A 24,972-nucleotide genomic window follows, 5' to 3' on the forward strand; every position below is an offset into this window, starting at 1 on the left:
GGTGGCGCTATTGTGGGGCAAGCCCTTAGACCAAGCCAGTGGCGGTCAGCAGCATGTCGATCAGCTTGATGCCGGCAAACGGCACCAGCAAGCCTCCCAGACCGTAGATCAGCAGATTGCGGCGCAGCAAGGCAGCCGCTCCCACGGCCCGGTAGCGCACGCCGCGCAAGGCCAGCGGCACCAGCGCGATGATGATCAGCGCATTGAAGATGACCGCGCTCAGAATGGCCGAATCGGCACTGTGCAAACCCATGATGTTGAGCGACGCCAGCTGCGGGTAGGTGGCAACAAAGGCGGCCGGGATGATCGCAAAGTACTTGGCCACATCGTTGGCAATGCTGAAGGTGGTGAGCGCGCCGCGCGTCATCAGCATCTGCTTGCCGGTCTCCACCACCTCGATGAGCTTGGTGGGGTTGCTGTCCAGGTCGACCATGTTGGCCGCTTCCTTGGCAGCCTGGGTGCCACTGTTCATCGCGACTGCGACATCGGCCTGGGCCAGAGCCGGTGCATCGTTGGTGCCGTCGCCGGTCATGGCCACCAGGCGGCCAGCGGCCTGGTGGCTGCGGATCAGCTGCAGCTTGTCCTCAGGCCGGGCCTCGGCCAGGTAGTCGTCCACGCCGGCCTCGGCGGCGATAGCGGCGGCCGTCAGGGGGTTGTCGCCGGTCACCATCACGGTCTGGATGCCCATGCGGCGCAGCTGCGCAAAGCGCTCGCGCATGCCGGGTTTGACAACGTCCTTGAGCTCGATGACGCCCAGCACCTGGGCGCCCTCGGCCACCACCAGCGGCGTGCTGCCCTTGCGCGAGACGCTCTCCACCGCCAGCTGCACCGCCTGCGGAAACTGCCCGCCCAGCGACTCGACATGGCGGCGCAGCGCATCGGCCGCGCCTTTGCGCAGGCTGCGCAGGCCAGCGGGGCCGGCCAGGTCCAGTCCGCTCATGCGGGTCTGGGCGGTAAAGGGCACCGGCTGGGCCTGGGCGGGGTCGAGCGCTGCAGGGTTCAGGCCATGGCGCTCATGGGCCAGGGCCACCACGCTGCGGCCTTCCGGGGTGTCATCGGCCATCGACGACAGCAGCGCGGCCTCGGCCAGCAGCGCAGCGCTCACGCCAGGCGCTGGCAGGAACTCGCTGGCCTGGCGGTTGCCCAGGGTGATGGTGCCGGTCTTGTCCAGCAGCAGCACATCCACATCGCCTGCAGCCTCGACCGCGCGGCCCGAGGTGGCAATCACATTGGCCTGCATCATGCGGCCCATGCCGGCCACGCCAATGGCCGACAACAGGCCACCGATGGTGGTCGGGATCAGGCAGACCAGCAGCGCCACCAGCACGGCCACGCCGACTGCACTGCCGCTGCCCGATTGCGCCACCGCAAAGACCGAGAACGGCCAGAGCGTGACGATGACCATCAGAAACACCAGGGTGAGCCCCACCAGCAGAATGCCCAGCGCCAGCTCGTTGGGGGTCTTCTGGCGCTTGGCCGATTCGACCATGGAGATCATGCGGTCCAGAAACGACTCGCCCGGGTTCACCGTGACCTCGACCACCAGCCAGTCGGACAGCACGCGCGTGCCGCCGGTCACCGACGAGAAATCGCCGCCGGCCTCGCGCACCACGGGGGCCGATTCACCGGTGATGGCACTCTCATCGACCGAGGCCACGCCTTCGACCACGGTGCCGTCGAGCGCGATCACATCTCCGGCCTCCACCAACAGGAACGTGCCCTTGGTCAGGCTGCTGGCGGGCTGGGCCGTCCAGGCGGCGCCATGCTGCGCCTGCTGCAGCACCTTGGCAACCGTATCGCGCTTCATGCCGCGCAGGCTGGCGGCCTGGGCGCGGCTGCGCCCTTCGGCCAGGGCCTCGGCAAAGTTGGCAAACAGCACGGTGAACCACAGCCAACCGGCAATGGCCAACGTAAACCCGCTGCTGCCCTGTGCCGTCAGCAGATTCTGCAGCCACAGCAGGCTGGTGAGCCAGGCGCCCAGGTAGACCACAAACATGACCGGGTTGGTCCATTGCAGGCGGGGCGAGAGTTTGCGCAGCGCATCCCAGGCAGCGGCCTGCAGCAGTGCCAGATCGCCGAGGCCAGCGGATGCCGTCATTTTTTTCGTGTTCATGGTTGGCTCCGGGTTGGCAATGCGTCCAGCGCCATGTTGAGCGCCAGCACGTTCACGCGCTGCTCACCGAGCAGGTAGCCGGTGCGCTGCTGCGTAGCCTGGTCCAGCAACTGCTGCACCTGGGCGGGGGGCAATTGGCGCTCGCGTGCCACGCGGGGCAGTTGCAACTGGGCATTGGCGACCGAGATATGCGGGTCCAGGCCCGAAGCCGATGCGGTCACCGCATCGACCGGCACGGCCGCATCGGCAGCCAGGCCGTTGGTGCTGCGGTACTGCGCCACACGCTCGGCCACGCTATCGGCCAGCCCCTGGCTGCTGACGCCCTGGTTGCTGGCGCCGGACAGTCCGGCGTTGTAGGGCGCAGCGATGCTGGCCCCTTCCTGCTTGGGGTCAGGCGCCGTCGTGGCGCTGGGCCGGCCATGGAAGTAGCGGGCGCTGTCAAACTGCTGGCCAATCAGGGCGGAGCCCACGATCTGGCCGTCGCGCAGCACCAGCGAGCCATTGGCCGCATGGGGCAGCAGCGCCTGGGCCACGCCGGTGGTGGCCAGCGGGTAGGCGACGCCGCACAGCAGCAGCACCAGCACGGCGGCGCGGGCACTGCTGCCCAGGGTGCGGCCCCAGCCTGCGGCGGCGGGGACAGCAGCCTGCTGCGCGCCGGGCGCTGGCAGGCGTTTATCGGAATCAAGGCTTGTCATGTTTTTCTCCTGCGGGCACGGCCTGGCCATGCCCCGGTTCGCTCCACATCAGTTGCAAGTTCGGGTCAAAGGCGGGGGCTCAGGGGTAGAGCTGCCCAGCCAGCATCTGCAGGTGCTCGACGACCGGCCCCAGCGCCAGCGCTGGCAAAAAGGTGAGGCCACCGACGACCAGCACCACAAACACCAGCAATCCGGTGAACAGCGGCGTGGCGGTGGGGAAGGTGCCGGCACCGGCGGGCACGCTGGCCTTGCTGGCCATGCTGCCGGCCACCGCCAGCAGCGGCAGCAGGGTCAGGTAGCGTCCCATCAGCATCGCCAGGCCCACCGTGGTGTTGAAGAAGGGGGTGTTGGCATTGAGGCCTGCAAAGGCCGAGCCGTTGTTGGCGGTGGCCGAGGCATAGGCGTAGAGAATTTCCGAGAAGCCATGCGGGCCCCGGTTGTTCAGGCTGTCGGCGGCACCCGGCCAGAGCATGGCCAGCGCCGTCCAGCCCAGAATGCAGGCGGGGTGGGCCAGCACCGACAGCATCACCAGCTTGATCTCGCGCACCTCGATCTTCTTGCCCAGGAACTCCGGCGTGCGCCCGATCATCATCCCGGCCAGGAACACCGTCAGGATGGCGTACTGCAGCAGGTTGATAAGGCCCACACCATCGCCGCCAAACACACAGTTGAGCATCATCAGCGCCAGGGGCGTGATGCTGCCCAGCGGCGTGAGCGAGTCATGCATGGCATTGACCGAGCCGGTGGTGGCCGCCGTGGTGGCCGTCACGAACAGGGCGGTATCGGTGATACCAAAGCGCAACTCCTTGCCTTCCATATTGCCGCCCGATTGGGTGGCGCTCCACTGCTGGTCGGCACCGGCGCGGGCCAGCAGGCTGCTGCCGTTTTGCTCGCCCGTCCAGACCAGGGCCAGAAAGCCCAGGAAGATGACCAGGCTCGCCCCAAAGAACACCCAGCCCTGGCGGCGCTTGAGCAGCATCGCGCCCAGCGCATAGGTCATGCCGGCAGGGATCAGCAGCATCGCCAGGATGTGCAGCATATTGGTCAGCGGTGTGGGGTTTTCGAAAGGATGGGCCGCATTCATGCCGAAGAACCCGCCGCCATTCGTGCCCAGGTGCTTGATGCTCTCCAGGCTCGCGACCGGGCCCATCAGCAGCTGCTGGGTGCGGCCGCCATCGATGCTGTGGGCCAGCACCTCGGTGCCCAGGGTTTGGGGCACGCCCTGCCAGACATAGACCAGCGCCAGCAGCAGCGACAGCGGCAGCAGCACGCGCCAGAGCATGCGCACAAAGTCCACCCAGTAGTTGCCAATGTCCTGGCTGCCCGCACGGGCCAGCCCGCGCACAAAACCGGCCGCCGCTGCCAGGCCGGCGGCCGAGCCTGCAAACATCAGGCCGGTGATCACGACCATCTGCGTGGCATTGCTCAGGCTGCTTTCGCCCGCATAGGCCTGCCAGTTGGTGTTGGTGATGAAGGACGCGGCGGTGTTGAACGCCAGATCCGGCGTCTGCGCGGCATTTTGCAGCGGGTTGAGCGGCAGCAGGCGCTGCAGCCGCAGCAGCAGGTAGCCCAGCAGCATCAGCAGCCCATTGCTCAGCACCAGCACCGCGCCATAGCGCTGCCAGCCCATGCGCTCTTGCGGATCCACGCCCATGGCGGCGTAGGTCCAGCGCTCCAGCCGGCTGTCGTGCGCACTGGTAAAGCAGCGTGCCAACCACCACCCCATGGGGATGGTGAGCAGCACCAGCACCGCCACGAAGGCGGCATATTCGATCCAGACTAAACCCATGTCAGCCCCCGCTCAGATGCGCACCAAGGCGCGAACAAAGCCCAGCAGGCCCACAAAGCAGGCCAGCGTGAGGCCGACGAATACGAGGTCTTGCAGCATGTACATGGCCCTCTCCCTTTTTCAGAATTTTTCGGGCCGCAACAGCGCGTAACCCAGATAGACAAACAGCGCAGCACTGACCAGCGCGGCCAGCACCTCCACTCCATGGATCCACATGGTCTTCTCCTCATACGCCGATGCCAGGCCACCCAATGCGGCCCGGCGCGGCGTGGTGTTGCACAGGCAAAACGCCTGCAGTGGAGCCAATGTAGGTTTGGGCGCATCAAGCAGGCGCTGAGAATGCGCAGGGGGATATCAAGATGGCATCAAGAGGCGACGCCCAGAGGTGATCGGCAGCCGCTCAGGCCATGTATAGTGGTGCCGCGCTTGACCCCACCCCCTTATGCCTACGCCTCCATCCATGCCCCATCGCAGCAACTCTTTTGACATTCTTCGCATCTGCGCGGCGCTGGGCGTGATCTTTTGCCACCACTACTACATCAGCGGCCGCGAGGGCCCTGCCTGGATGAATGTGGGCATGATTGGCGGCGTGTCGGTGATGACGTTTTTCACGATCAGCGGCTACCTGGTGACCACCAGCTGGCTGCGTGAGCCGCAGGTGTTCAAGTTCTGCGCCAAGCGCCTGCTGCGCCTGTGGCCCGGCATGATTGCGGCGGTGCTGCTGAACATCTACGTGTTTGGCGTGGTATTTACCGATCTGCCCGCACGCACATTTTTGACCCATGCCCAGACCTTGGAGTACTTCAAGAACCTGCTGCTCTACCGCGCCTACGTCAACCTGCCCGAGGTGTTTTCCAGCAACCCGCTGAACAACTTGATGAACGGGCCGCTGTGGACCATTCCGATCGAGACCATGTGCTATGCCGCGTTGGCCGTAGCCGGCGTGGTGGGCGTTTTTCGCTACCGCTGGCTGGCCAGCCTGGTGCTGGTGGCCTACATCCTGCTGTTCATTGCGCGCTACAACGCTGACTTCACCGGCACGATGATGCATTGGTGGGAATACCCGGCCTACTTTGCCTGCGGCGCGCTGATCGCGCTGCACCGGGACCGTTTCCTAGCCCATGGCGCCGCCATCACCTTCGGGCTGATTCCCGTGGCCTTGTTTTTCTGGCTGACGGGCTTGCAACATACGTCGGGCCTGTTGGTATTGCCGGCCTTGCTGATCTTTCTGGGCAGCTGCAGTTCGGCTTTCTCTGGCGCGGTCAGCCGCCTGGGTGATCCTTCCTATGGCGTCTACCTGTCGGGCTGCCCCATCGCCCAGGCGGTGTTTGCCTTGTGGCCGGGCATGAACTTCTATGCCAGCATGGGACTGTCGATGCTGCTGTCGATGCTGCTGGGCTATGCGCTGTGGCATTCGATTGAATCGCCTGGCTTGCGCCTGAAGCGCTATCTGCGCTAGGGACCGGCTGCAAAACTCCCTGCCGTGGTCTGAACGCGGTCCCGGGCGATCCGCGCCCATATCGGTTAGCGAGGGTTCTGCAGAGGATCCCCAGCCTCACCCCCACATGCCCGGATAAACGCTTTCCGTTAAAATGCCTGCAGTCCCAGCCAGCACCTGCTGGCTTTGTTTTTTGGCAGCCCGGTCCCGGGTCTGCGCTCATTGCTCTTCCGTACTGTGTCCTACGCTCCCGAAACCCAACGCCGCCGCACCTTTGCGATCATCTCCCACCCGGACGCGGGTAAGACCACCCTGACCGAAAAGCTGCTGCTGTTCTCCGGTGCGATCCAGATCGCGGGCGCAGTGAAAGGCCGCAAGGCCTCGCGCCACGCGACCTCGGACTGGATGGAGATTGAAAAGCAGCGCGGAATTTCGGTGGCCTCGTCGGTGATGCAGATGAGCTACCGCGACCATGTCATCAACCTGCTCGACACCCCCGGCCACAAGGACTTCTCGGAAGACACCTACCGCGTGCTGACGGCCGTGGACTCGGCGCTGATGGTGATCGATGCGGCCAACGGTGTGGAATCGCAGACCCGCCGCCTGATCGAGGTCTGCCGCCAGCGCGATACGCCCATCATCACCTTCGTCAACAAGATGGACCGCGAAGTGCGCGATCCGCTGGACATCATGGACGAGGTCGAGCGCGAGCTGGGCATGCCCTGCTGCCCCATCACCTGGCCCGTCGGCCAGGGCAAGAGCTTTGGCGGCATCATCAACCTGCTGACCCAAAGCATGACCGTGTTCGCGCCAGGCAGCGACCGCGGCCCCAAGGATTTCGAAGTCATCCCGCTGAGCGAGAGCGACAAGCTGCGCAGCCGCTTTGGCCAGGCCTTTGACGATGCGCTCGACTCGATGGAGCTGGCCCAGGGCGCCTCTGCCGAATGGAACCATGCGGACTTTCTGGCCGGCAAGCTGACCCCCGTTTTCTTCGGCTCCGGTGTGAACAACTTCGGGGTGATGGAAGTGCTCGACGCGGTGGTGGACATGTCGCCACCGCCCGGCCCCCGCATCGCCTACACCGAGGTCAACCGCAACCGCGAAGAGAAAACCATCCATCCAGAAGACAGCAGCTTCTCGGGCGTGGTGTTCAAGGTGCAGGCCAATATGGACAGCAACCACCGCGACCGCATCGCCTTTGTGCGCGTGGCTTCGGGCAAGTACACCCCCGGCATGAAGATGAAGGTGCAGCGCACCGCCAAGGAACTGCGCCCCACCAGCGTGGTGACCTTCATGAGCCAGCGCCGCGAAGCGGTGGACGAGGCCTATGCCGGCGACATCATCGGCTTTACCACGCACGGCGGCGTGCAGCTGGGCGACACTATCACCGATGGGCCCAACCTGCAGTTCACCGGCCTGCCGTTCTTCGCGCCAGAAATGTTCATGACCGTGGTGCTGAAGAACCCGCTGCGCACCAAGCAGCTGCAGCAAGGCCTGATGCAGCTGGGCGAAGAAGGCGCCATCCAGGTCTTCAAGCCCGATGCCGGCGGCAACATGCTGCTGGGCGCCGTGGGCCAGCTGCAGTTTGAAGTGGTGCAGCACCGCCTGAAGACCGAGTACGACTGCGAAGTGCGCCTGGAAGGCTGCCAGTACACCGGTGCCCGCTGGATCACCGCCGATACCCCCGCCGAACTGCGCGAGTTCGAACACGCCTACCCGCTGCGCCTGGCGCATGATGCGGCGAATACCCTGGCGTATCTGTGCACCAGCCCGTATGACGTGCGCCTGGCGCAAGAGCGTTTTCCGAAGATCCACTTCCATCCGCTGCGCGAGCATGCGGGGTTGGAATTGCAGACGAGCTAAAACTCTCGCAGCACAAAGCAGCCTTCGTAGCGGCTGACTCGTCGGCTGCAGCTCGTCCTGCCCGGCTCACCGCCCTGCCGGGCAAACTTAACCCAGCGAATAACGCCCGATGCAATGCATTGGGCATTTTTGTTTGTGCAATTGATTGCCTGCTGCTGTTGCACTGCCGAGTCGGGCTCCTGTTAAGCGCATGGCCTGCAATACGGAATCCGCGCGGCTCTTAATCGGCTGTGCCGCCTGCAAATTTAAACCAGCCCAATCAGTCCTCCGGGTAATAACTTCAGCATTGAATAAGGCGATGTGTTGGGCATGAAGGCTTTTTACAACGCCCCATCTCAGCTTTTGCACAACCGATACACCGCAGCAGTGGACAAACTCGGCTCAGATGAGACGCTTTGGGTTGCAAATAGGTGGCAATTGATACCACCCATGCGGGTTAGCAGGCGTTACTGGTTGCCATTTATCAGGCGCGGTGCCCATACATTGAGAACCTACTCTTTCGCCGGCTCAAAAAAATCTCTCCGCATCCTGTTTTTATTTGAGGGATGCTGCATGCATCTGCCCCTCGTCTAGACAATTTAACCCTCAGTTACTTATTAATATACTTATAGATAAATTAACGAAAGCAAATCTATAAAAATATAAAATTTACAACCACCACGACATCATCAAACATAACGAAAGCAAAAATATTTTGTGCAATCCGGCATTTACCCGCACAACAAAACCAATCCCGCAATATTACATTCACAGCGAATGCCGCTGACAAGCAATATACTAAGCCGATAAATATATTAAGATAACTTCTCAATTTGGAGGCACCCAGGGCCTTTGGCAGCTCGTTTACCACAGCCTATTTCGTCAGCGCCTTTTCATATCTGGTTTGAAAGAATTCTATGAAAATTCGCCTCCATTCAACAGCTCTCTTCTGGGCACTCATTACACTGATGGCCTTGCTATCACTGTGGATCCGCATGGCATTCCCGATTCTTGCGGTCGGCTGGGCTTCACATGATGATCTTCTTTTCGTCAGGCAGGCTGTAGACATAGGACGGGGAAACTGGCTGGGCGATTACAACAATCTCACACTCGCCAAAGGAATCGGTTACTCCTTGTTCATGCTGGCCAACCATGCAACTGGCCTTCCCCTTAAATTCAGCGAGCACGCCTTCTACCTAGCCACTGCCGCCTACTTTTCTGTCACCGTCGCCCAGCTACATCGCTCACATGCGGCCGCTTTGGTGTGTTTTTTCCTCTTGGCCTTCATACCTACGGTCTGGGTGGCTGGCGTAGGTGGGCGTGTAGTACGCGAGGGCTTGTACATTTCCCAGTCACTGCTGCTGCTCACCTTGGGTATTCGATGCTGGGTGTTGCCCTCTACAAAAAAAGCAGCGAGTCAAATAAATACGCATGGGTTCACGCTGCTAGCGCTGGGCATGGTTGCAGGCTGGTTCTGGATCACTCGCGAGGAGGGTATATGGCTGCTTCCTTCGATGTTGTTGATGCAGGGGTACTGGCTGCTACGCCAAACTGATTGGCGCTTGCAATGGCGCGCCATCCTGGGTTTTCTGTTCATTCCCCTGTTAGCTTCATCGCTGGTGGTCCTGACTATCAATACGGTCAACTACGCCTTCTATGGCACTTTCCGCAACAACGACTTCCGATCCAGCGACTACCAGGCGGGTTATGGCGCCTTGACGCGCATTCGTCATGACAATTGGCAGCGCTACGTGCTGTTTCCGAAGGATGCGCGCGAAAAGGCGTATGAGATGAGTTCCGCAGCACGCGAGCTCAAGCCTTTTTTTGAAGGCAAGGGTGGCGAACGTTGGCTTGCTGCGGGATGCAACCAAACCCAAACCTCTCCCTGTCCAGAGATTCTTTCGGGGTGGTTCATGTGGGCACTCCGTGACGCGGTCGCCGATGCCGGCCACTACAACAGTGCTCGTGATTCCAGGGCTTTTTACCGCAGGCTCTCTGCCGAGATCGACGACGGATGCAGACAGCGGCCAGGTGAATGCCTGCCCATGCGCAAAACCCTGTTACCCCCATGGCATGAGGGCTATCTCAGCGATACCCTTGAGGCCTCTTGGGCCGTTTTCCAGACGCTTGCCACCCTGGGGAGAATACCCCCCCACACGCAACCCAGTGAAGGGGATGACAAGCACCTGGCCTTGTTCGATGCAGTCACTAACGGGGCGTTGACTCCCACAGCTGCGTCCAAGGGCGCATGGGGTGAACATACACTGAGATCTCCGCGCGATCAGATAAGAATGCATTGGGCACAACAGCTGACCACGGGAATCACCACACTCTCTACCTACGCCCTGCCCATGGCCTTGGTGGTGTGGGTCATGTGGTCAGTGGTTGCAGGGCTACAACTTCTGCGCAGGCGGGTGCTGCCTAAGGCAGGATGGTGGCTTACATCGGCGGTTGCGGTAGGGATTGTCACGCGCGTTGTGTTGCTGGGTTTTTTGGAGGCGACCTCCATCCCCAGCAACAACATGCTCTACCTCTTCCCGCTGGTTCCCTTTTCTCTCGCCATGCCTCCACTGGTTCTGTGGGGCATGCTGCGCTCACTTTCCCATGAGCCAGAACATGCTGAAAGCCCCACCAATTGATGTGATACTTGCGGTCACCAACCCTTGACGACTGTCGATGCGTTGAGATTTCAATATATGTCAAGGTTTTCAATGCAGAAAATGGGATGGCGTCTTGTATTTTTGGGGTTTTGGATTGTTTTCGGATTGGTGTACATCGGCAACACCTGGTCGCCTTCCTCCTATGCATATACGCTGAAGACACACTACGGCTACCAGAATATCGAGCCCGCGCTAGGTAAGGCAAGATCCATCCGTGCGGATGAATGGGCCGTAGTTACGCCACTGACGCAAGCTGCGGTCCGCAATGACTTCGAGCGCTATAACAAAACATCGCTCTACCAAGAGGATTTGCGCATCAACTATGGCTTGCCCATCGCAGATTGGGGCATGGCATTCAAACCCACGATGTGGCTTTACGGCTTGGTGAACCCGGCGTATGCATACTCGTTCCACTGGTTTGCCATATTTGCGCTCTTCATCACGGGCTACGCGCTCCTGTTCAAACGCTTTGGTGCCAGCAATACCACCGCCCTACTTCTGTCGTTTGGCCTGTATTTCACCGGATTCAGCCAGTTCTGGTGGAACGAGAAGGGCCCTATCATTGCGATATTCCCATGGGTCATCATGCCCTTCTGGCTGAATTTACGCTTGCACTGGCAGCTTATCTGGTTCTATTACGCGGCCGTCTTCTGGCTGCTGACCAACTTCTACCCGCCAGTTCAGATTTCGCTCGCCTTTGTGGGCCTGGTGCTCTTGGTCGCTGGCAAGCCCCGACTCTTTCAGCCGCGCACCCTTGTCTGGGTAGGCCTTGCCGCAGCCTTGGCCGCCGGCACAGTGGGTCTGTATCTCTACGACTATCTCTCGGCCACCAGTGCCACCATTTATCCGGGAAGCCGACACTCCATGGGCGGCGGGGTCGGCGATCGCTTCATGCTCTCGTGGATCTTCCCGTCAATCAATTTCAGCTGGGTTTACAACAGCCTGATTGGCCTCAACATGAGCGAGATCGGAACCGTAGGGATGTATTACTACGTCGCTGTGCTGTTCTTCCTCGATTACCGGAATATGGCTGCGCTTTGGAGTAATACCAGCAAGCGCAGAATATTCCTGGTATTGCTCGCAGGGTTCATGGTTCAGTTTGTCTGGATGGTGCTGCCAATCCCTTCAGTATTTGGCAAAGTACTGCTGTGGGACCATGTGGAGCCAGCACGCATGCAGTACGCAAGCGGCGTCTTGTTGACGATCATCGTCTTGTACGCAGCCAATGCGCTGGGTTTGGCCTTGTCGCTCGGCCGCCTGCTTGCGCTCTGCGCCTTCGTCCTTGCGGGCTGGTGGGTCTTCAAGCATCCGCTAGGCGCCAAGCGGGCCGAAGACCTGTTTTTCCTGTTCCCGCTGATCGTTCTGTACCTGCTTGCACGCAAGCGCAAAATTCAGAGCCATGAAGCGTTGGCGTTGGCCTCACTGGTGTTTGGAGCGGTTCTGTTTGGGCGCTTCAATCCTTTGCAGTCGGCCTGGCCCATCTTCAACCTGCAACCCAATGCAGTGGTCAAATACTTGCAAGAGCAAGAAAAGAACAACGATGGCGTTCTGGTATTTCCGCACCTGCATGCGGCAACGGCCAATGGTCTGGGGTTTCGCTCCCTCAGCCATACGAATGCCGTGCCACCAATGGCATTTTGGAATAAGCACTTTGCAGATATTCCTGCAGAAGAGCGCAATCTGATCTTCAACCGCTATGCGCATGTGGTCCCTGATCTGATGCCTCTTCCGCGTCTCCAACAGACCGATGCAGTGCAGGTACCGATGGACCGGTTTATGCAAATTGCGCATGCGGATTTGGTGATCGGCTATCCTGACACACTTCCCGCCGATGGAGGCTTTGAGCGAAGTGCCCAATATCCAAATGCCTTGGTGCTTCATGGCTGGGCTGGCTGGACGAGTGAGCCCGACGCGCATGGAATGGAAGTCATCACAGAGCCCACCACTGAAGGACGTATTCAGCTGACCCCAATAGTTCGTCCGGATCTTCCGCATAACACCCAAAACAGAGTGTCGGTACTGAATGGCTTCAAGATCATGCTCCCCCATCCAGACCAAGCGCCTCCTCGTTGCATCACACTGATTTCATGGGACAAACGCACTGGAGAACGCAAACTGCTGAACAATCCTTCCGATGTGCCTTCATGCGCCGCCCATGTCATAGCGTCGTCAAGCCTTGGCAGAGCGCCATGATGCTTACGGCTTAGAAGACTCCTGTTGACGCTACAAAACTCTGATAAAGCTCGCTTGGTTCTTTTACGAGACATGCTCATGGAAATGGAGCCAGACAGTTGTATGTCAGAATCCGCACCGAACAAACCAAGTCGGATTGGCAAGAGTCACGGGCACTGATATTTCACTAATGACGCCCATTAGTGCTTCACTTGACTTCGCTCTTTTTTACTTTTTCTGAGCCCATGCTGCGCAGAGCCGCGCCCCCCAAGAAACTAGCGTCAGAAGCCAGCAATCACGAGATAAATGACAGACAAGAATTTGACGCTACCGCGTAGCCATCTCTACACCCTTCTCACGCTAGCGGTCCTGTCGCTGTGGCTGCGCATGGCGTTTCCCGTTTTTGCAGTGGGATGGGCGTCGCACGACGATTTGCTCTTCGTGCATTTGGCTGCCGAAATAGGCAGGGGCAGCTGGCTAGGTCACTACGACAACCTGACACATGCCAAAGGCGTTGGCTACCCGCTGTTCTTGCTGCTCAACCACGCAACCGCGCTGCCCTTGAAGTTCTCCGAGCATGCGCTTTATTTGGCATCTGCAGGATTTTTTGCCTATATAGCCGGCCAGTTGCTGCGATCACGCAACTTGGTACTGGTGATGTTTGCGGTGCTGGCCTTCCAACCAGCAGCCTGGATGGAGCAATCCGGCGCAAGGGTGATGCGTGAGGGTATTTATATCTCGCAGACCTTGTTCTTGCTGGCGCTGGGCGTTCGCTGTTGGTTGCTAGCCGATGCCAGCTTGGCGCCTGCAGCACAACTCCGTCTGCGCTGGCCATCGCTGCTGGCAATGGGATGTGTGGGGGGTTGGTTCTGGCTGACCCGTGAAGAAGGCGTGTGGCTGCTGCCCGCACTAGGGCTGATGCTGGGCTACTACTTGTGGATCCAACGCAAGGCCCTAAGCGCCTGGAAGGCCTTGCTGGCTTACATGGCCTTGCCTGTGGTGATTGCGACATTGATGGTGGCTGCGGTTAATACGATCAACTACGTCAAGTACGGCGTCTACCGCAATAACGACTTTCGCTCCGCTGATTTTCTCTCCGGCTATGGCGCACTGACCCGTATACGCCATGACCACTGGCAACGCTATGTATTGTTCCCTAAAGATGCGCGAGAACGCGCCTACGCGATGAGCGCTGCTGCTCGCGAACTCAAGCCCTATTTCGAGGGCGAGCGTGGCGAAGGTTGGCGCAAAACCGGTTGCGAGCAGACTCAGACATCCCCATGCCCTGAAATCTTGTCCGGCTGGTTCATGTGGGCAGTTCGAGGTGCAGTGGAAGAAGCCGGCCATTACAGCAGTGCTAGAGAAGCCAGCAAGTTCTACCAACGTTTGGCCCAAGAGATCGATGCAGGATGCAAGCTGCGCCCTGATGACTGCCTGCCCCCCCGCGCCACCATGCTGCCACCGTGGCGAGAACAGTATGCCTGGGACTCTGCCAAAGCCACTTGGGAGGTGTTTGGCACCTTGGCGAATTTGGATCGGGGTACGCTCAAGTCATATCAAAGCCTGGGCTCCCCCCTGCATCTGAAGCTGTTTGACGTGGTGACCAACGGCCCGCTAGCACCCACGGCTGACAGTCCCGTTTTTGAGATGGACATGACCTCACCTCGGGACAAATTGCGTTGGGGATTGGCGCAAGTTATAGCTACCACCATGAGCAAAATCTCGGAAGTGGGTCTACCTCTATCCTTTGCCATCTGGTTAGTTTGGTCAGCAAGCACGCTATTCCAATGGATCAGGCGCGGATCTCTTCCCAATGGAGCCTGGCTATTAACTACCGTGATGGCCGCAGCCATCGTCACCCGTATAACATTGCTAGGTATTTTGGAAGCCACTTCCATCCCCAGCAACTACATTCTGTATATCTTCCCAGCGGTTCCTTTGTCGCTGGCGATGCAGGTCCTGGTCGTCTGGCAGGTTGCAGGCATGCTGCGCTCCAAACTCAAACACGGGCACAATGCGGCAGCCGTGTGAATGATTAAAAAATAATTTCTGACATGACCGAATTCCCATCCAGCCTCTACCGCAACCAGCGCATCGCCGTCATCCTCCCCTGCCACAACGAAGAGCTGACCGTACGCCCCGTGGTGGAAGGCTTTCGGCAGGCGTTGCCAGAGGCGGAGATCTACATTTTCAACAACCTCTCGACGGACCGCACTGCCGAGATCGCCCTGGAAGTAGGCGCGCATCTGCGCAATGTCAATCTGAAGGGCAAAGGCAATGTGGTGCGCCGCATGTTTGCCGATGTGGATGCCGATATCTATGTGATGGCCGATGGCGACGCGACCTACCACGCGCCTTCGGCACGCAAGCTCATCGACATGTTGATTGACCAGCAGCTGGACATGGTGGTGGGCGCGCGCGTGGAGGTCGAACCCGCACCGGGCGACACAGGTATCACCTACCGTCCCGGCCATCGCTGGGGCAACAAGCTGTTGACGGGTACAGTGCAGCAGATTTTTGGCGGCAGTTTCCGTGACATGCTCTCAGGCTACCGGGTGTTCTCGCGGCGCTATGTCAAATCCTTCCCTGCGCATTCGCATGGCTTCGAGATCGAGACCGAGCTGAATGTCCATGCGCTGGAGCTGCGCATGCCTTGTACCGAGGTCGATACGCCTTACGGCGCCCGGCCTGAGGGCTCCGCCAGCAAGCTGTCGACCTACCGCGATGGCTGGCGCATCCTCAAGACCATTGGCCGCCTAGTAGTCAGCGAGAAGCCCCTGCAGTTCTTCGGCTGGCTGGGCGCTGCGCTGGCACTGATCGCCATTGCACTGGCCGTTCCCATATTGGTGGAGTACAGCCACACGGGCATGGTGCGGCGCTTTCCCACCTTGGGTTTGGTAACCGCCATGATGGTTTGCGGAGGCGTATCCTTTGTCACCGGCCTGATCCTGCAAGCCATTACCTTGACGCGGCGCGAGATCAAGCAGTTTGCATACCTGGCATCCGTGGCCAATACACCGAGCAAGTGATGGATATCAAGATCAAGCGCTCGGTGCTCTGGTTTCTGATCGCCGGTTCGCTCGCTTTTGTTGTTGATGTAGCGGTGCTGACCTTGCTGCGGGATACGCTGGGGGTGTATGCCGCAAGAGCCGTATCATTCTGGCTGGCCGCTACCACCACTTGGCTGATCAATCGCAATATCTCGTTTGCGGGCCGCAGCGCTTCCGGGGGCCTACTGACTGAGTACCTGCGCTATCTGGGCCTGATGCTGGGCGGAGGCGCAGTCAACTTGGCGGTTTACTCGTTGCTGGCCTGGATCTTTCCCCAAGGCCCGCAGTGGCTGATGCTGTATGTAGCAGCCGGTACCCTCGTCGCGATGACGGTGAACTACCTCAGCATGACCCGGCTGCTATACCGCCAGCGCAGCGAACAGTGAGCTTACCCAGCTGGCTAAGGCTTGCACCGAATGCATCTTGCCAGCACATGCAAGACAAATTCTTAGACTGAAGCACGCATGAAACCGCAGCGCCTGCACCAGGCCAATAATTTTGACGCACTGCGCTTGGCGGCTGCCTTGGCCGTGCTGTTCAGCCACCAGTATCCGGTGACGGGGACTACACCGCCTGAATGGATGAATGTGGCCATGGTAGGTGGTGTCGCCGTGATGGCTTTCTTTGTTATCAGCGGCTACCTGGTGACGCTCAGCTGGTTTTCGCAGCCACGCTTGTGGGTGTTTTGTGCCAAGCGCGCGCTGCGCATCTGGCCGGCCTTGGCTGCGGTCGTACTGCTGGCCATATTTGTGCTGGGCCCAAGCCTGACGACGCTAGCTCTGCGCGATTACTTCCATCACCCCATGACCTGGGACTATCTGCACAACATGCTGCTGCAGATTCGCTGGAGCCTGCCTGGGGTTTTTGAGAACAATGCCTTGCCTCATACGGTGAACGGATCGCTATGGACCATTCCCATGGAGGTGAGCTGCTATGCCGTACTGGCTGCAGCCGGGGTTTTGGGTTTGTTGCGCTGGCGTTGGGTATGGGCTTTCTGCTGCCTTGGCTATCTGCTGTGGTTCCTCACCCAAATGACCATGGACCTGCGGGGCGTCATGACGCACTGGTGGGAGTTTCCTGCGTATTTTGTCTTTGGGTCGCTGATCGCTACTGTCAGCGACTGGTTTTTGCGCTACCGCCTGGCCTGTTGCGCTGCAGCCTGTGTTGCCGGCGGGCTGCTGTGGGCATGCGGCTTCAGCTATTCGGCATTGCTGCTGTTTCTGCCCGCCGTTCTGGTGGGCGTGGGCACCCTGTCCTGGCCCGTGCTTCGCCAGGCAGGAGGCTGGGGTGATGTATCGTACGGGGTTTATCTGTACGCTTTCCCGGTCCAACAGACGGTTCGCTATCTCTGGCCTGAATGGGGTTTTGCCAGCAGTCTGGCACTGGTGACGGTGCTGACCTTGCTGGCCGGCTGGCTGTCCTGGCAGTTGGTAGAGGCGCCCACCCTTCGCCTCAAACGCTTTTTACGCTAACCTCTCGCTGTTTCCTTCTCTATGCTTGCTCTGAACCAATGGCAGCCGGCCACCCCCATCCTCGGCCTGCTGACCGATATCGACGACACCCTGACCACAGAGGGCGCCGTCCCTGACAACGTGGTGCAGGCCATCGCTGCCCTCAAGGCCAAGGGCCTGGCCGTGATCCCCATCACCGGCCGGCCGGTAGGCTGGAGCGAGCCCTTTGCCGCTGCCTGGCCGGTTGATGCCATCGTGGCCGAGAACGGTGCCGTGGCGCTGCGCCGCAATGCCAGCGGCGGACTGGACAAGCTCTACCAGCAGGACGAAGCCACGCGCGTCGCCAACTTTGCGAAGATGCAGGCGGTGCTCGCGCAGATCGAGCAGACGGTGCCGGGTGCGCAGCGCGCCACCGATTCGGCCGGGCGCGAATGCGATATTGCCGTGGACCACAGCGAGTTCACGCAGATGCCGCAGGCCGATATCGACCGCTGTGTGGCGCTGATGCAGGCGGCCGGCATGAATGCCACCGTCAGCTCCATCCATATCAATGGCTGGTTTGGCGGGCACAACAAGCTCGAAGGCGCGCGCTGGATCGTCAAGACCTTATTCGGTCGCGATCTGGACGCGGAAATCGGGCAGTGGTGCTATATCGGCGACTCCACCAATGACCAGCTGATGTTCCAGCATTTCGACAACAGCTTTGGCGTGGCCAATATCGAGCGCTTTGTGCCCCAGCTGCAGCACCTGCCGCGCTATGTGACGCGCGGCGAGCGCGGCGCTGGCTTTATCGAGCTGGCCGAACGCATCTGCGCGCTGAAGTAAGCGCTGGGGCGGCGAACCGGCCGCCCCTGCACGGCAAAAACGCCCGCGGCACCTGAGGTGCAACGGGCGTTTTGTCATGCGGAACGCGTGGAAGCGCTATGTCTGCATCAGGGCTTAAAGTCGAACTGCTGCTGCAGGATGACCTTCATCGGCTGGTTGTTCTTCATCGCAGGGCGGTACTTCCACTGGCGCACTGCGCGCTCCACCTCGGTCGCCATATCGCGGGAGGTGGTAGTCAGGGTCTTCACATCGCTGACGGCGCCATCAGTGTTGACGACGAACTGCACGCGCACGCTGGCCGGTTGGGGCTGGGCACCAGCCGGGTAAGGGAAACGGGGAGAGGCACCCGTCAGCAGCTGGGGCGCGGTGTCGCAAGCGTTGTCGGCACAGCCGGCCGCCACAGGGGCTGCATTGGCCGCAGGGGCGGTGGCCGCAGCAGCGGCAGCATCAGGGGTGGGAGCCGACTGGTTGGTGGCGCAGCCCGCCAGCAGTGCGGCAAGAACGGTGACAACGGCAGAACTGGTACGGATCAATGACATGGTCTGAAGCTTCCAAAAGTCTCGTGGTGGTGCGGCCCAGGCCAACCTGGCGTGCACAGGGCGCGGTACAACAACGCTGCCCGCGCAGCAAACCCCATGTTTTACCACGGGCCTGCGGCCCCATTGTGGAGAAATCCGGTACATGCCCGCTCCCGCATGTCGAAATTGCCGTGGGTGACTACGCGCATTGGCACTAGCGGTTAGGATTTGAAGTTGATCGCCTGCAGCCATCCTCCGGGCTGCCGGCGACGGCCCGACCACTGGATACCTCCAAGACACGCAAGGAAAAATGGCAATGACCACTGCATATCCGGATACCCGACTGCTGATCAACAACGAATGGCAAGATGCCTCCGATGGCAAGACCATCGATGTGCTGAACCCGGCCACCGGCAAGCCCATCGGCAAGGTCGCTCATGCCACCAAGAAAGACATGGACCGTGCATTGGAAGCCGCTCAGGCGGGTTTCCTGGTCTGGCGTGCAACCCCTGCCATCGAGCGCGCCAACACCATGCGCCGTGCTGCCGCGCTGCTGCGTGAGCGTGCCGAGCAAATTGGCCGCCTGCTGACCCAGGAGCAAGGCAAGCCTTTTGCCGAAGCCAAGGGCGAAGTGCTCGCTGGCGCCGGCATCATCGAATGGTTTGCCGATGAAGGCCTGCGCGTCTATGGCCGCATCGTGCCCGCCCGCGTGCCCAATGTGCAGCAGCTGGTGATCAAGGAGCCGGTCGGCCCCATCGCCGCGTTCACGCCCTGGAACTTCCCGGTCAACCAGGTGGTGCGCAAGCTCGGCGCAGCGCTGGGCACCGGTTGCTCCTTCCTGCTGAAGGCGCCGGAAGAAACCCCCGCATCCCCTGCCGCGCTGCTGCAGTGCTTTGTCGATGCCGGCCTGCCCAAGGGCGTGCTGGGCCTGCTGTTCGGCTCGCCCGCCGAAATTTCCGAGTACCTGATCCCCCACCCGATCATCCGCAAGGTGACCTTCACCGGCTCCACCGCCGTGGGCAAGCAGCTGGCCGCACTGGCTGGCTCGCACATGAAGCGCGTGACGATGGAGCTGGGCGGCCACGCACCGGTGATCGTTGCAGAAGACGCCGATGTGGAACTGGCCGTCAAGGCCACCGCTGCGGCCAAGTTCCGCAATGCCGGTCAGGTCTGCATCTCGCCCACCCGGTTCCTGGTGCACGCCGATGTGAAGGACGCCTTTGTCAGCGCCTTCGTCAAGCACGCCGAAAGCCTGAAGCTGGGTGATGGCCTGAGCGACGGCACCACCCTGGGCCCCCTGGCCAATGCCCGCCGCCTGACTGCGATGGCCCAGGTCGTCGAAGACGCCGCCGCCAAGGGTGCCAAGGTCGCCACCGGTGGCGCACGCGTGGGCAGCGAAGGCAACTTCTTCGCCCCCACCATCCTGGCCGATGTGCCGATGAACGCCTCGGTGTTCAACGACGAGCCCTTTGGCCCGATTGCCGCGATCCGCAGCTTTACGAAGCTCGAAGACGCGATCACCGAAGCCAACCGCCTGCCTTTCGGCCTGGCGGCCTACGCCTACACCCGTGCGTACAAGAACGTGCAGCTGCTGTCGAACCAGATCGAAGCGGGCATGGTCTGGATCAACCAGGCTGCCACGCCAACGGCCGAGTTCCCCTTCGGCGGCGTGAAGGACTCCGGCTACGGCAGCGAAGGCGGCCCGGAAGCCATGGAGGCTTACCTGAACTCCAAGGCTGTGTCGATCACGGCGGTCTAAAGACAGTCCGAGGGCTTTTCTGGCGACTTTCGCTACGCAAATCTCCGTCTTTTAACCTGAGCCCCAAAAAATTGGATGTAAATCCAATTTTTTGGGGCTTTTTCATGGCGAAAGGCAATAACACATGCAATTTTATATTTCAATCACTTGCGTCAGCTAGCTAGGCGTCGCTCTATGCATTTATCGCTGTCAACAAAATTTAATATTTAAAATTAATTCAATTGATATTTCTTGATATTCAATATATCAAATTCAACACAGCCAGACACAAAATAAACTCCAACAACTCAATTCATTTAATACATCGTAAGATTTGCGTAAGTTTCGAGAAATACCCTTCACGTGAGCCTTTTCACACCACCAACCAAATCAGACAAGATGAATACCACAAAATTAAAAGCTGGCGTATTTGCCATCACTATTACATTAGCAGCTCCTGGCTTTGCCATTGAAGTAGCGGAAGGGTGCACAGGATCACAAGCTGCCGTTGATAAGAACATATTCAATTGGCGATACTATTTAAACTCCAATGCTGATGTAGCAGGAGCTGGCGTTAAAACTGCTAGTGCAGCATGTACCCACTGGCTGAATCATGGTCTACCAGCAGGCAGACAAGCCCATCCGGGTTTTCACTCCTCTCAATATCTGGCAAGATATCCAGACCTACTCGCAGCATTCGGAAAGACAAATTATATCGCAGCTGTGAATCATTATATTCAATCAGGCATACCCGAAGGAAGAATTGGATACCAAGATAACGGCATATCACTTGGCTATCAAACCACGACAATCAGCAATCAAGTCGATACCTCGAAGATATTCATGGGCATCAGCAAAAGAACCGCTGGCGCAGTCGATAGCCTTATGTTTGATAATGTCGAATTTATAAATGCAACAGATCACGGCCGAGAGCTGCAAATCGCCGGGGTCTCTTCATGGGAAGAAGGATACAACCCTACGGAAGCAGGATCTTGCAACGATGGATCGGGATATGCTACATCAAGCAGTCTGAACACCCTTATATTCAAACCCAATAGTCTTTTCACCTCTGTAACCCCAGCATTTTGGCGAAAACCCGGCAATACCTTTTGCGGACTTGGAAATAATACAACTACATCAGCCGAAAATTATAGGTTTCATAAGAATATATCAATCGGCGAGATACCAGGAATGCCTAATGTAATACATTACGCAATCCAGGTAGACATCAATGAACATGTACCGCAAGACCCTCGGAATTCATACATGCGATTTGAACTCCCAACCGCGTATCACGGGGGTGATTTCAACAGAATGTTTCAGTTCCATAAGGAAAACTCAACACTGATAGAGATTACAAATCTTTCGTGCATGATAGGCGGCGCGTGCGCATCCGAAAACTCACTAATTTATGCGACTGCCAATTTATCGCATGCACTAGGAGTGTGTGCAGGTCGAGAGGCAGGCGCCGACTTTGCAGCAAGAGAGAGGTATCTAGCCTTTGGAAATCTCGACAATAGCAGCCCTTTCGCATCAACAACGAAATGGTCTGTAGTGAGATACATTCACGGCAATGTATCCCCTGGAACCGTACTAAATTTCAATAGCTATCTAGCAATAGCAAAAACGCTGGACAATGTTTCGGCTGTCGATAGAGTCAAACTCAACCTAAATGAATTACACCAAACTGGACACTGCATTTAATGACACCTAAAATGCAATATTTTCGGAATGTAGCATATGGTTCTAATGATTAAGAATGCAAACCTAGCACCTTACATTAGTAGCAAGCATCCAAATATTAACCTCAATTAAATGTACTAATCCAGCAACTCTTTCACTAGTAGTGAATATGGCACATAGGAATCATAATGAGAAAATTGAATATTCATCAAATTCTAGGATCTTTTCTCTTTATAGCTACGCTACCAGCATATGCAATTGATATCGCCGAAGGCTGCGTGCAGCATCAACATGCCACAGATAAAAATGTATTTAATTGGAGATATTATTTAAATATAAATGCTGATCTAGCTATAGCAGGGCTGCAAACTCCAGAGGAAGCTTGTAATCATTGGCTAATTAACGGGATACGCGAAGGACGTCAAGCACACGCTGGATTTCATTCAATTCAATATTTAAATAGACATACCGATCTATTAGAAGCGTATGGCAACGACTACGCCGAATCCATAGTACATTTCGTAAATCACGGAAATAAAGAAGGTCGCATGGGATATCAAGAAAACGGTATCCTTTTAGGCCAACTAACTACCACGATAAGCTCACTCGCACAAGATGGAAAAATTTTCATCGGAACTAGCCAAAGAAATGCCGGAGCCATAGATAGCTTGATTTTTGATAATGTTGAATTTATAAATGCAACAGACCATGGTCGGGAGCTGCAAATAGCTTATTCATCAAACTATGGCGGGAGATACAACCCTACTGAAGCTGGCTCATGCGCCGATGACTTAGGATATAGTACATCAGCAATTTTGCGATCAATTTCCGCATCGGAAGGAAATATGAGCACTACTAATAACCCAGCGTTTTGGTTCAATCCAGGGAATGATGAAAATTGCGGTGGAGGCGTTAACTCAAATGTGACTGCAAACAACCATATAATTAATAAGAATATTTCAATTGGCATACCCAAGTATCCTAATGCTGTAAAATTCACTGGGCAAATTCAGGTGAATGAAGTTCCGCATCAAGACCCACTTGATGCTACGGGTCCGAAATTACTTTTCGAGTTGCCAACAGGTTATATGGCCGGAGAGTTTAATAGAGTCTATCAATACAATCTATCTAATTCCGTAATAAAGGAGATCACCAATTCGAGTTGCATGATTTTGGGATGCTGGACTAACGACCCTCTTATTTATGCCACAAAAGATCTCTCGCATGCAATGGCGGTATGTTCAGTAAATGCATCGGGCGCAAGCTTTACAAATATTCCTGCAAAATATATTGCATGGGGGCCATTAGGTAGCACAGTACCTTTTCATGCCACAACTAAATGGTCCGTTATTCGACTAATTAATGACAACATCACCTCCGGAACGGAAATCAATTTCAGCACGTTATTGCTAGTAGCAAAAAGTTCAGATAATACAAATGCCGTCGATAAACTTAAAAATGACTTAAGTAATCTTCAGCGCGATGGCTATTGCATATAACACACTTATTCATCGGGAATATTACGGCTTGGCATTATATAAAGCAACATCGGAGAATTTAATACAATTTAAATTCTCCGAAAGATAGCATCAAATTATAAAAAACTTAATTAATATCCCTGATCTGAGAGACCGTTGATTATACTTCGAATGGTATCCAGATTACCAACAACAATATGGGGCATTCGGGTCACGCTGCTATCAGCCTGAATCGTTGTCAGTGTTTGGTCAAGCAATGAAATATTATTTGTCCCGACTTTATCCGACGAAGCTGTAGTAGGGAACCTCTGTGCAGCGTAATTCGCACATTGCCCAGCTTGGGCAGGCAACGTCATTGTTACAATTCCGGAACATATCTGATTTGTTGTCCAACCTCCGTAAATCGCAACACCCCACCCATCACTGGGACTGCTGGTGTCATCAGTTGCCCAAGCCATAGCTTTAAAGCGATAGTACGAAGGTTGGTAGGCGGTTGAAATTGGAGCGTTAACTGAGGAAGTTACTTCTGTCCAGGTGGAGCCATCCATTGAAAGCCCATACAGCCTATTCAACAACGATGCCTTGAAATATATCGCCGGTACAAATGGACCAAGATTGGGCTCTCCCCATGGCAAGTAGGTCAAGGGATGGACAGTCTGGTCGGTTGTCTTAAATGTATACAAAAGGCGCGCGACTTGATTCAGATTCATATAAGGCAATGGACCTAATTTATGATTCCCCCCAATTTGGAAACCCACCGGTCGAACTCCCAGGCCTCCCCAATCCAGCGGCTCAGTAAGTACATTAACTTCACCACTTCCTACATGACCAGGGCCACCACCAATAGTCGTGGAAGTGCGATTGCAATTATCACCTGCTTCTTGAGGATTCACCCAAGGTGGAGAGTTGCCACCGTTGCAAGGCACATATGCTCCGGATTCGGATCCAGCATTAAAAAACAAGGAGGCCTGGAGCAGTCGACCATGATCATGGGTATCCAGAGTTTCAACTCCAGAAACTTTCAACGACGTTATTGCCCCACCATACTGCACCGGATTTAGGCTGATTGAAATAGTTCCATTATCAGCTGTTTGGCTAACAACTTGAGCTCTTACATGCTCCCCCAAAAGTACAGTGAGCGCAATTCCTATAGCAATATTTTTCATGACTTACTCCTCTTAGATCTTACGCAACGTCGAACCGCTGCGCATCTAGTCTAAAAATAGTTATGTCATACTGGCAACTCAAATTACAAAACCATTTTCAATGTTACCAAGTGAATCTCAAACCGAAAACAGCGAAAACAGCGAAAACAATATAGCGTGGATGGTGAGGCGACCGATCATGAGTTCATACAACGATGAGAGACTTATACATATGGGTTGTATTTGCAAATAGAATCCATATATATTCCAAGACCATCCCCGAAGCCACCAATCAAAAACTCATGACTTCAAAATCTTGAGGTCCACATAGTAGACGTTGAGGATATTTGGCATCAATCTATCCGATGCTATCCC

Annotated in this window: 18 protein-coding genes; 12 read left to right on the forward strand and 6 right to left on the reverse strand. The window is 57.1% G+C overall.

Annotated features, from left to right (window positions below; genetic code table 11):
- Nucleotides 1–25: 25 nt before the first annotated feature.
- From kdpB to kdpF, 4 genes are all read right to left on the reverse strand, one after another.
- A complete protein-coding gene (kdpB, locus tag MJ205_RS16800) occupies nucleotides 26–2,113 on the reverse strand; it encodes a potassium-transporting ATPase subunit KdpB (protein ID WP_239809507.1) in 2,088 nt (695 codons plus the stop codon).
- Nucleotides 2,110–2,808 (reverse strand): potassium-transporting ATPase subunit KdpC, encoded by a 699-nt coding sequence (gene kdpC / locus MJ205_RS16805; protein WP_239809508.1) that lies wholly within the window; start codon nucleotides 2,806–2,808, stop codon nucleotides 2,110–2,112. Before kdpC ends, kdpB begins: the two co-directional genes overlap by 4 nt.
- A gap of 79 nt (nucleotides 2,809–2,887) precedes the next feature.
- Nucleotides 2,888–4,597 carry a potassium-transporting ATPase subunit KdpA gene (gene kdpA, locus MJ205_RS16810; RefSeq protein WP_239809509.1) on the reverse strand — a complete coding sequence of 570 codons (1,710 nt, stop codon included), beginning with the start codon at nucleotides 4,595–4,597 and terminating at the stop codon, nucleotides 2,888–2,890.
- A 120-nt stretch (nucleotides 4,598–4,717) separates the two neighbouring features.
- On the reverse strand, nucleotides 4,718–4,813 hold the full coding sequence (gene kdpF / locus MJ205_RS16815) for a K(+)-transporting ATPase subunit F (RefSeq protein WP_027010947.1): 96 nt from the start codon (nucleotides 4,811–4,813) through the stop codon (nucleotides 4,718–4,720).
- Between the two features lie 244 nt (nucleotides 4,814–5,057).
- Here kdpF and MJ205_RS16820 point away from each other — a divergent pair, with 244 nt between their 5' ends.
- From MJ205_RS16820 to MJ205_RS16860, 9 genes are all read left to right on the forward strand, one after another.
- The gene (locus MJ205_RS16820; RefSeq protein ID WP_239809510.1) at nucleotides 5,058–6,056 is read left to right on the forward strand and encodes an acyltransferase family protein; all 999 of its coding nucleotides are present in this window, start codon (nucleotides 5,058–5,060) and stop codon (nucleotides 6,054–6,056) included.
- Between the two features lie 216 nt (nucleotides 6,057–6,272).
- On the forward strand, nucleotides 6,273–7,898 hold the full coding sequence (locus tag MJ205_RS16825) for a peptide chain release factor 3 (RefSeq protein ID WP_230780523.1): 1,626 nt from the start codon (nucleotides 6,273–6,275) through the stop codon (nucleotides 7,896–7,898).
- A gap of 896 nt (nucleotides 7,899–8,794) precedes the next feature.
- The gene (locus MJ205_RS16830; RefSeq protein WP_239809511.1) at nucleotides 8,795–10,516 is read left to right on the forward strand and encodes a hypothetical protein; all 1,722 of its coding nucleotides are present in this window, start codon (nucleotides 8,795–8,797) and stop codon (nucleotides 10,514–10,516) included.
- Nucleotides 10,517–10,540: 24 nt separating this feature from the next.
- Nucleotides 10,541–12,730, forward strand: a complete 2,190-nt coding sequence (locus tag MJ205_RS16835) for a DUF7657 domain-containing protein (RefSeq protein WP_239809512.1) — start codon at nucleotides 10,541–10,543, stop codon at nucleotides 12,728–12,730.
- A 285-nt stretch (nucleotides 12,731–13,015) separates the two neighbouring features.
- Complete coding sequence (locus MJ205_RS16840; protein WP_239809513.1) at nucleotides 13,016–14,740, forward strand: hypothetical protein; 1,725 nt, start codon at nucleotides 13,016–13,018, stop codon at nucleotides 14,738–14,740.
- A gap of 23 nt (nucleotides 14,741–14,763) precedes the next feature.
- Nucleotides 14,764–15,738, forward strand: coding sequence for a glycosyltransferase family 2 protein (locus MJ205_RS16845; RefSeq protein WP_239809514.1), 975 nt, complete (start codon nucleotides 14,764–14,766; stop codon nucleotides 15,736–15,738).
- Nucleotides 15,738–16,145, forward strand: a complete 408-nt coding sequence (locus tag MJ205_RS16850; RefSeq protein WP_239809515.1) for a GtrA family protein — start codon at nucleotides 15,738–15,740, stop codon at nucleotides 16,143–16,145. Before MJ205_RS16845 ends, MJ205_RS16850 begins: the two co-directional genes overlap by 1 nt.
- A gap of 78 nt (nucleotides 16,146–16,223) precedes the next feature.
- Entirely contained in the window at nucleotides 16,224–17,231 is a 1,008-nt protein-coding gene (locus MJ205_RS16855; RefSeq protein ID WP_256460940.1) for an acyltransferase family protein, read from the forward strand.
- Nucleotides 17,232–17,252: 21 nt separating this feature from the next.
- Nucleotides 17,253–18,035, forward strand: coding sequence for an HAD-IIB family hydrolase (locus MJ205_RS16860; RefSeq protein WP_239809516.1), 783 nt, complete (start codon nucleotides 17,253–17,255; stop codon nucleotides 18,033–18,035).
- A gap of 107 nt (nucleotides 18,036–18,142) precedes the next feature.
- Here MJ205_RS16860 and MJ205_RS16865 read toward each other — a convergent pair whose 3' ends face one another.
- On the reverse strand, nucleotides 18,143–18,574 hold the full coding sequence (locus MJ205_RS16865) for an energy transducer TonB (RefSeq protein WP_239809517.1): 432 nt from the start codon (nucleotides 18,572–18,574) through the stop codon (nucleotides 18,143–18,145).
- Nucleotides 18,575–18,869: 295 nt separating this feature from the next.
- Here MJ205_RS16865 and MJ205_RS16870 point away from each other — a divergent pair, with 295 nt between their 5' ends.
- From MJ205_RS16870 to MJ205_RS16880, 3 genes are all read left to right on the forward strand, one after another.
- Nucleotides 18,870–20,312 (forward strand): NAD-dependent succinate-semialdehyde dehydrogenase, encoded by a 1,443-nt coding sequence (locus MJ205_RS16870; protein WP_373449849.1) that lies wholly within the window; start codon nucleotides 18,870–18,872, stop codon nucleotides 20,310–20,312.
- Between the two features lie 378 nt (nucleotides 20,313–20,690).
- Nucleotides 20,691–21,995, forward strand: coding sequence for a hypothetical protein (locus MJ205_RS16875; RefSeq protein WP_239809519.1), 1,305 nt, complete (start codon nucleotides 20,691–20,693; stop codon nucleotides 21,993–21,995).
- A 167-nt stretch (nucleotides 21,996–22,162) separates the two neighbouring features.
- Nucleotides 22,163–23,473, forward strand: coding sequence for a hypothetical protein (locus MJ205_RS16880; protein ID WP_239809520.1), 1,311 nt, complete (start codon nucleotides 22,163–22,165; stop codon nucleotides 23,471–23,473).
- A gap of 110 nt (nucleotides 23,474–23,583) precedes the next feature.
- Here MJ205_RS16880 and MJ205_RS16885 read toward each other — a convergent pair whose 3' ends face one another.
- Complete coding sequence (locus MJ205_RS16885; RefSeq protein WP_239809521.1) at nucleotides 23,584–24,618, reverse strand: hypothetical protein; 1,035 nt, start codon at nucleotides 24,616–24,618, stop codon at nucleotides 23,584–23,586.
- Between the last annotated feature and the right edge of the window lie 354 nt (nucleotides 24,619–24,972).

The organism is Comamonas sp. B21-038 (genome assembly GCF_022387135.1).
Lineage (GTDB): Bacteria > Pseudomonadota > Gammaproteobacteria > Burkholderiales > Burkholderiaceae_C > Comamonas > Comamonas sediminis.

Bases quoted from the DNA above. Each gene is read 5' to 3' on its own strand.
- MJ205_RS16855 (WP_256460940.1), top strand. From the start codon at position 16,224: ATGAAACCGCAGCGCCTGCACCAGGCCAATAATTTTGACGCACTGCGC.
- MJ205_RS16885 (WP_239809521.1), bottom strand. From the start codon at position 24,618: ATGAAAAATATTGCTATAGGAATTGCGCTCACTGTACTTTTGGGGGAG.
- MJ205_RS16870 (WP_373449849.1), top strand. From the start codon at position 18,870: ATGACCACTGCATATCCGGATACCCGACTGCTGATCAACAACGAATGG.
- MJ205_RS16845 (WP_239809514.1), top strand. From the start codon at position 14,764: ATGACCGAATTCCCATCCAGCCTCTACCGCAACCAGCGCATCGCCGTC.
- MJ205_RS16880 (WP_239809520.1), top strand. From the start codon at position 22,163: ATGAGAAAATTGAATATTCATCAAATTCTAGGATCTTTTCTCTTTATA.
- MJ205_RS16840 (WP_239809513.1), top strand. From the start codon at position 13,016: ATGACAGACAAGAATTTGACGCTACCGCGTAGCCATCTCTACACCCTT.
- kdpB (WP_239809507.1), bottom strand. From the start codon at position 2,113: ATGAACACGAAAAAAATGACGGCATCCGCTGGCCTCGGCGATCTGGCA.
- MJ205_RS16860 (WP_239809516.1), top strand. From the start codon at position 17,253: ATGCTTGCTCTGAACCAATGGCAGCCGGCCACCCCCATCCTCGGCCTG.
- MJ205_RS16850 (WP_239809515.1), top strand. From the start codon at position 15,738: ATGGATATCAAGATCAAGCGCTCGGTGCTCTGGTTTCTGATCGCCGGT.
- MJ205_RS16875 (WP_239809519.1), top strand. From the start codon at position 20,691: ATGAATACCACAAAATTAAAAGCTGGCGTATTTGCCATCACTATTACA.
- kdpA (WP_239809509.1), bottom strand. From the start codon at position 4,597: ATGGGTTTAGTCTGGATCGAATATGCCGCCTTCGTGGCGGTGCTGGTG.
- kdpC (WP_239809508.1), bottom strand. From the start codon at position 2,808: ATGACAAGCCTTGATTCCGATAAACGCCTGCCAGCGCCCGGCGCGCAG.
- kdpF (WP_027010947.1), bottom strand. From the start codon at position 4,813: ATGTGGATCCATGGAGTGGAGGTGCTGGCCGCGCTGGTCAGTGCTGCG.
- MJ205_RS16865 (WP_239809517.1), bottom strand. From the start codon at position 18,574: ATGTCATTGATCCGTACCAGTTCTGCCGTTGTCACCGTTCTTGCCGCA.
- MJ205_RS16820 (WP_239809510.1), top strand. From the start codon at position 5,058: ATGCCCCATCGCAGCAACTCTTTTGACATTCTTCGCATCTGCGCGGCG.
- MJ205_RS16830 (WP_239809511.1), top strand. From the start codon at position 8,795: ATGAAAATTCGCCTCCATTCAACAGCTCTCTTCTGGGCACTCATTACA.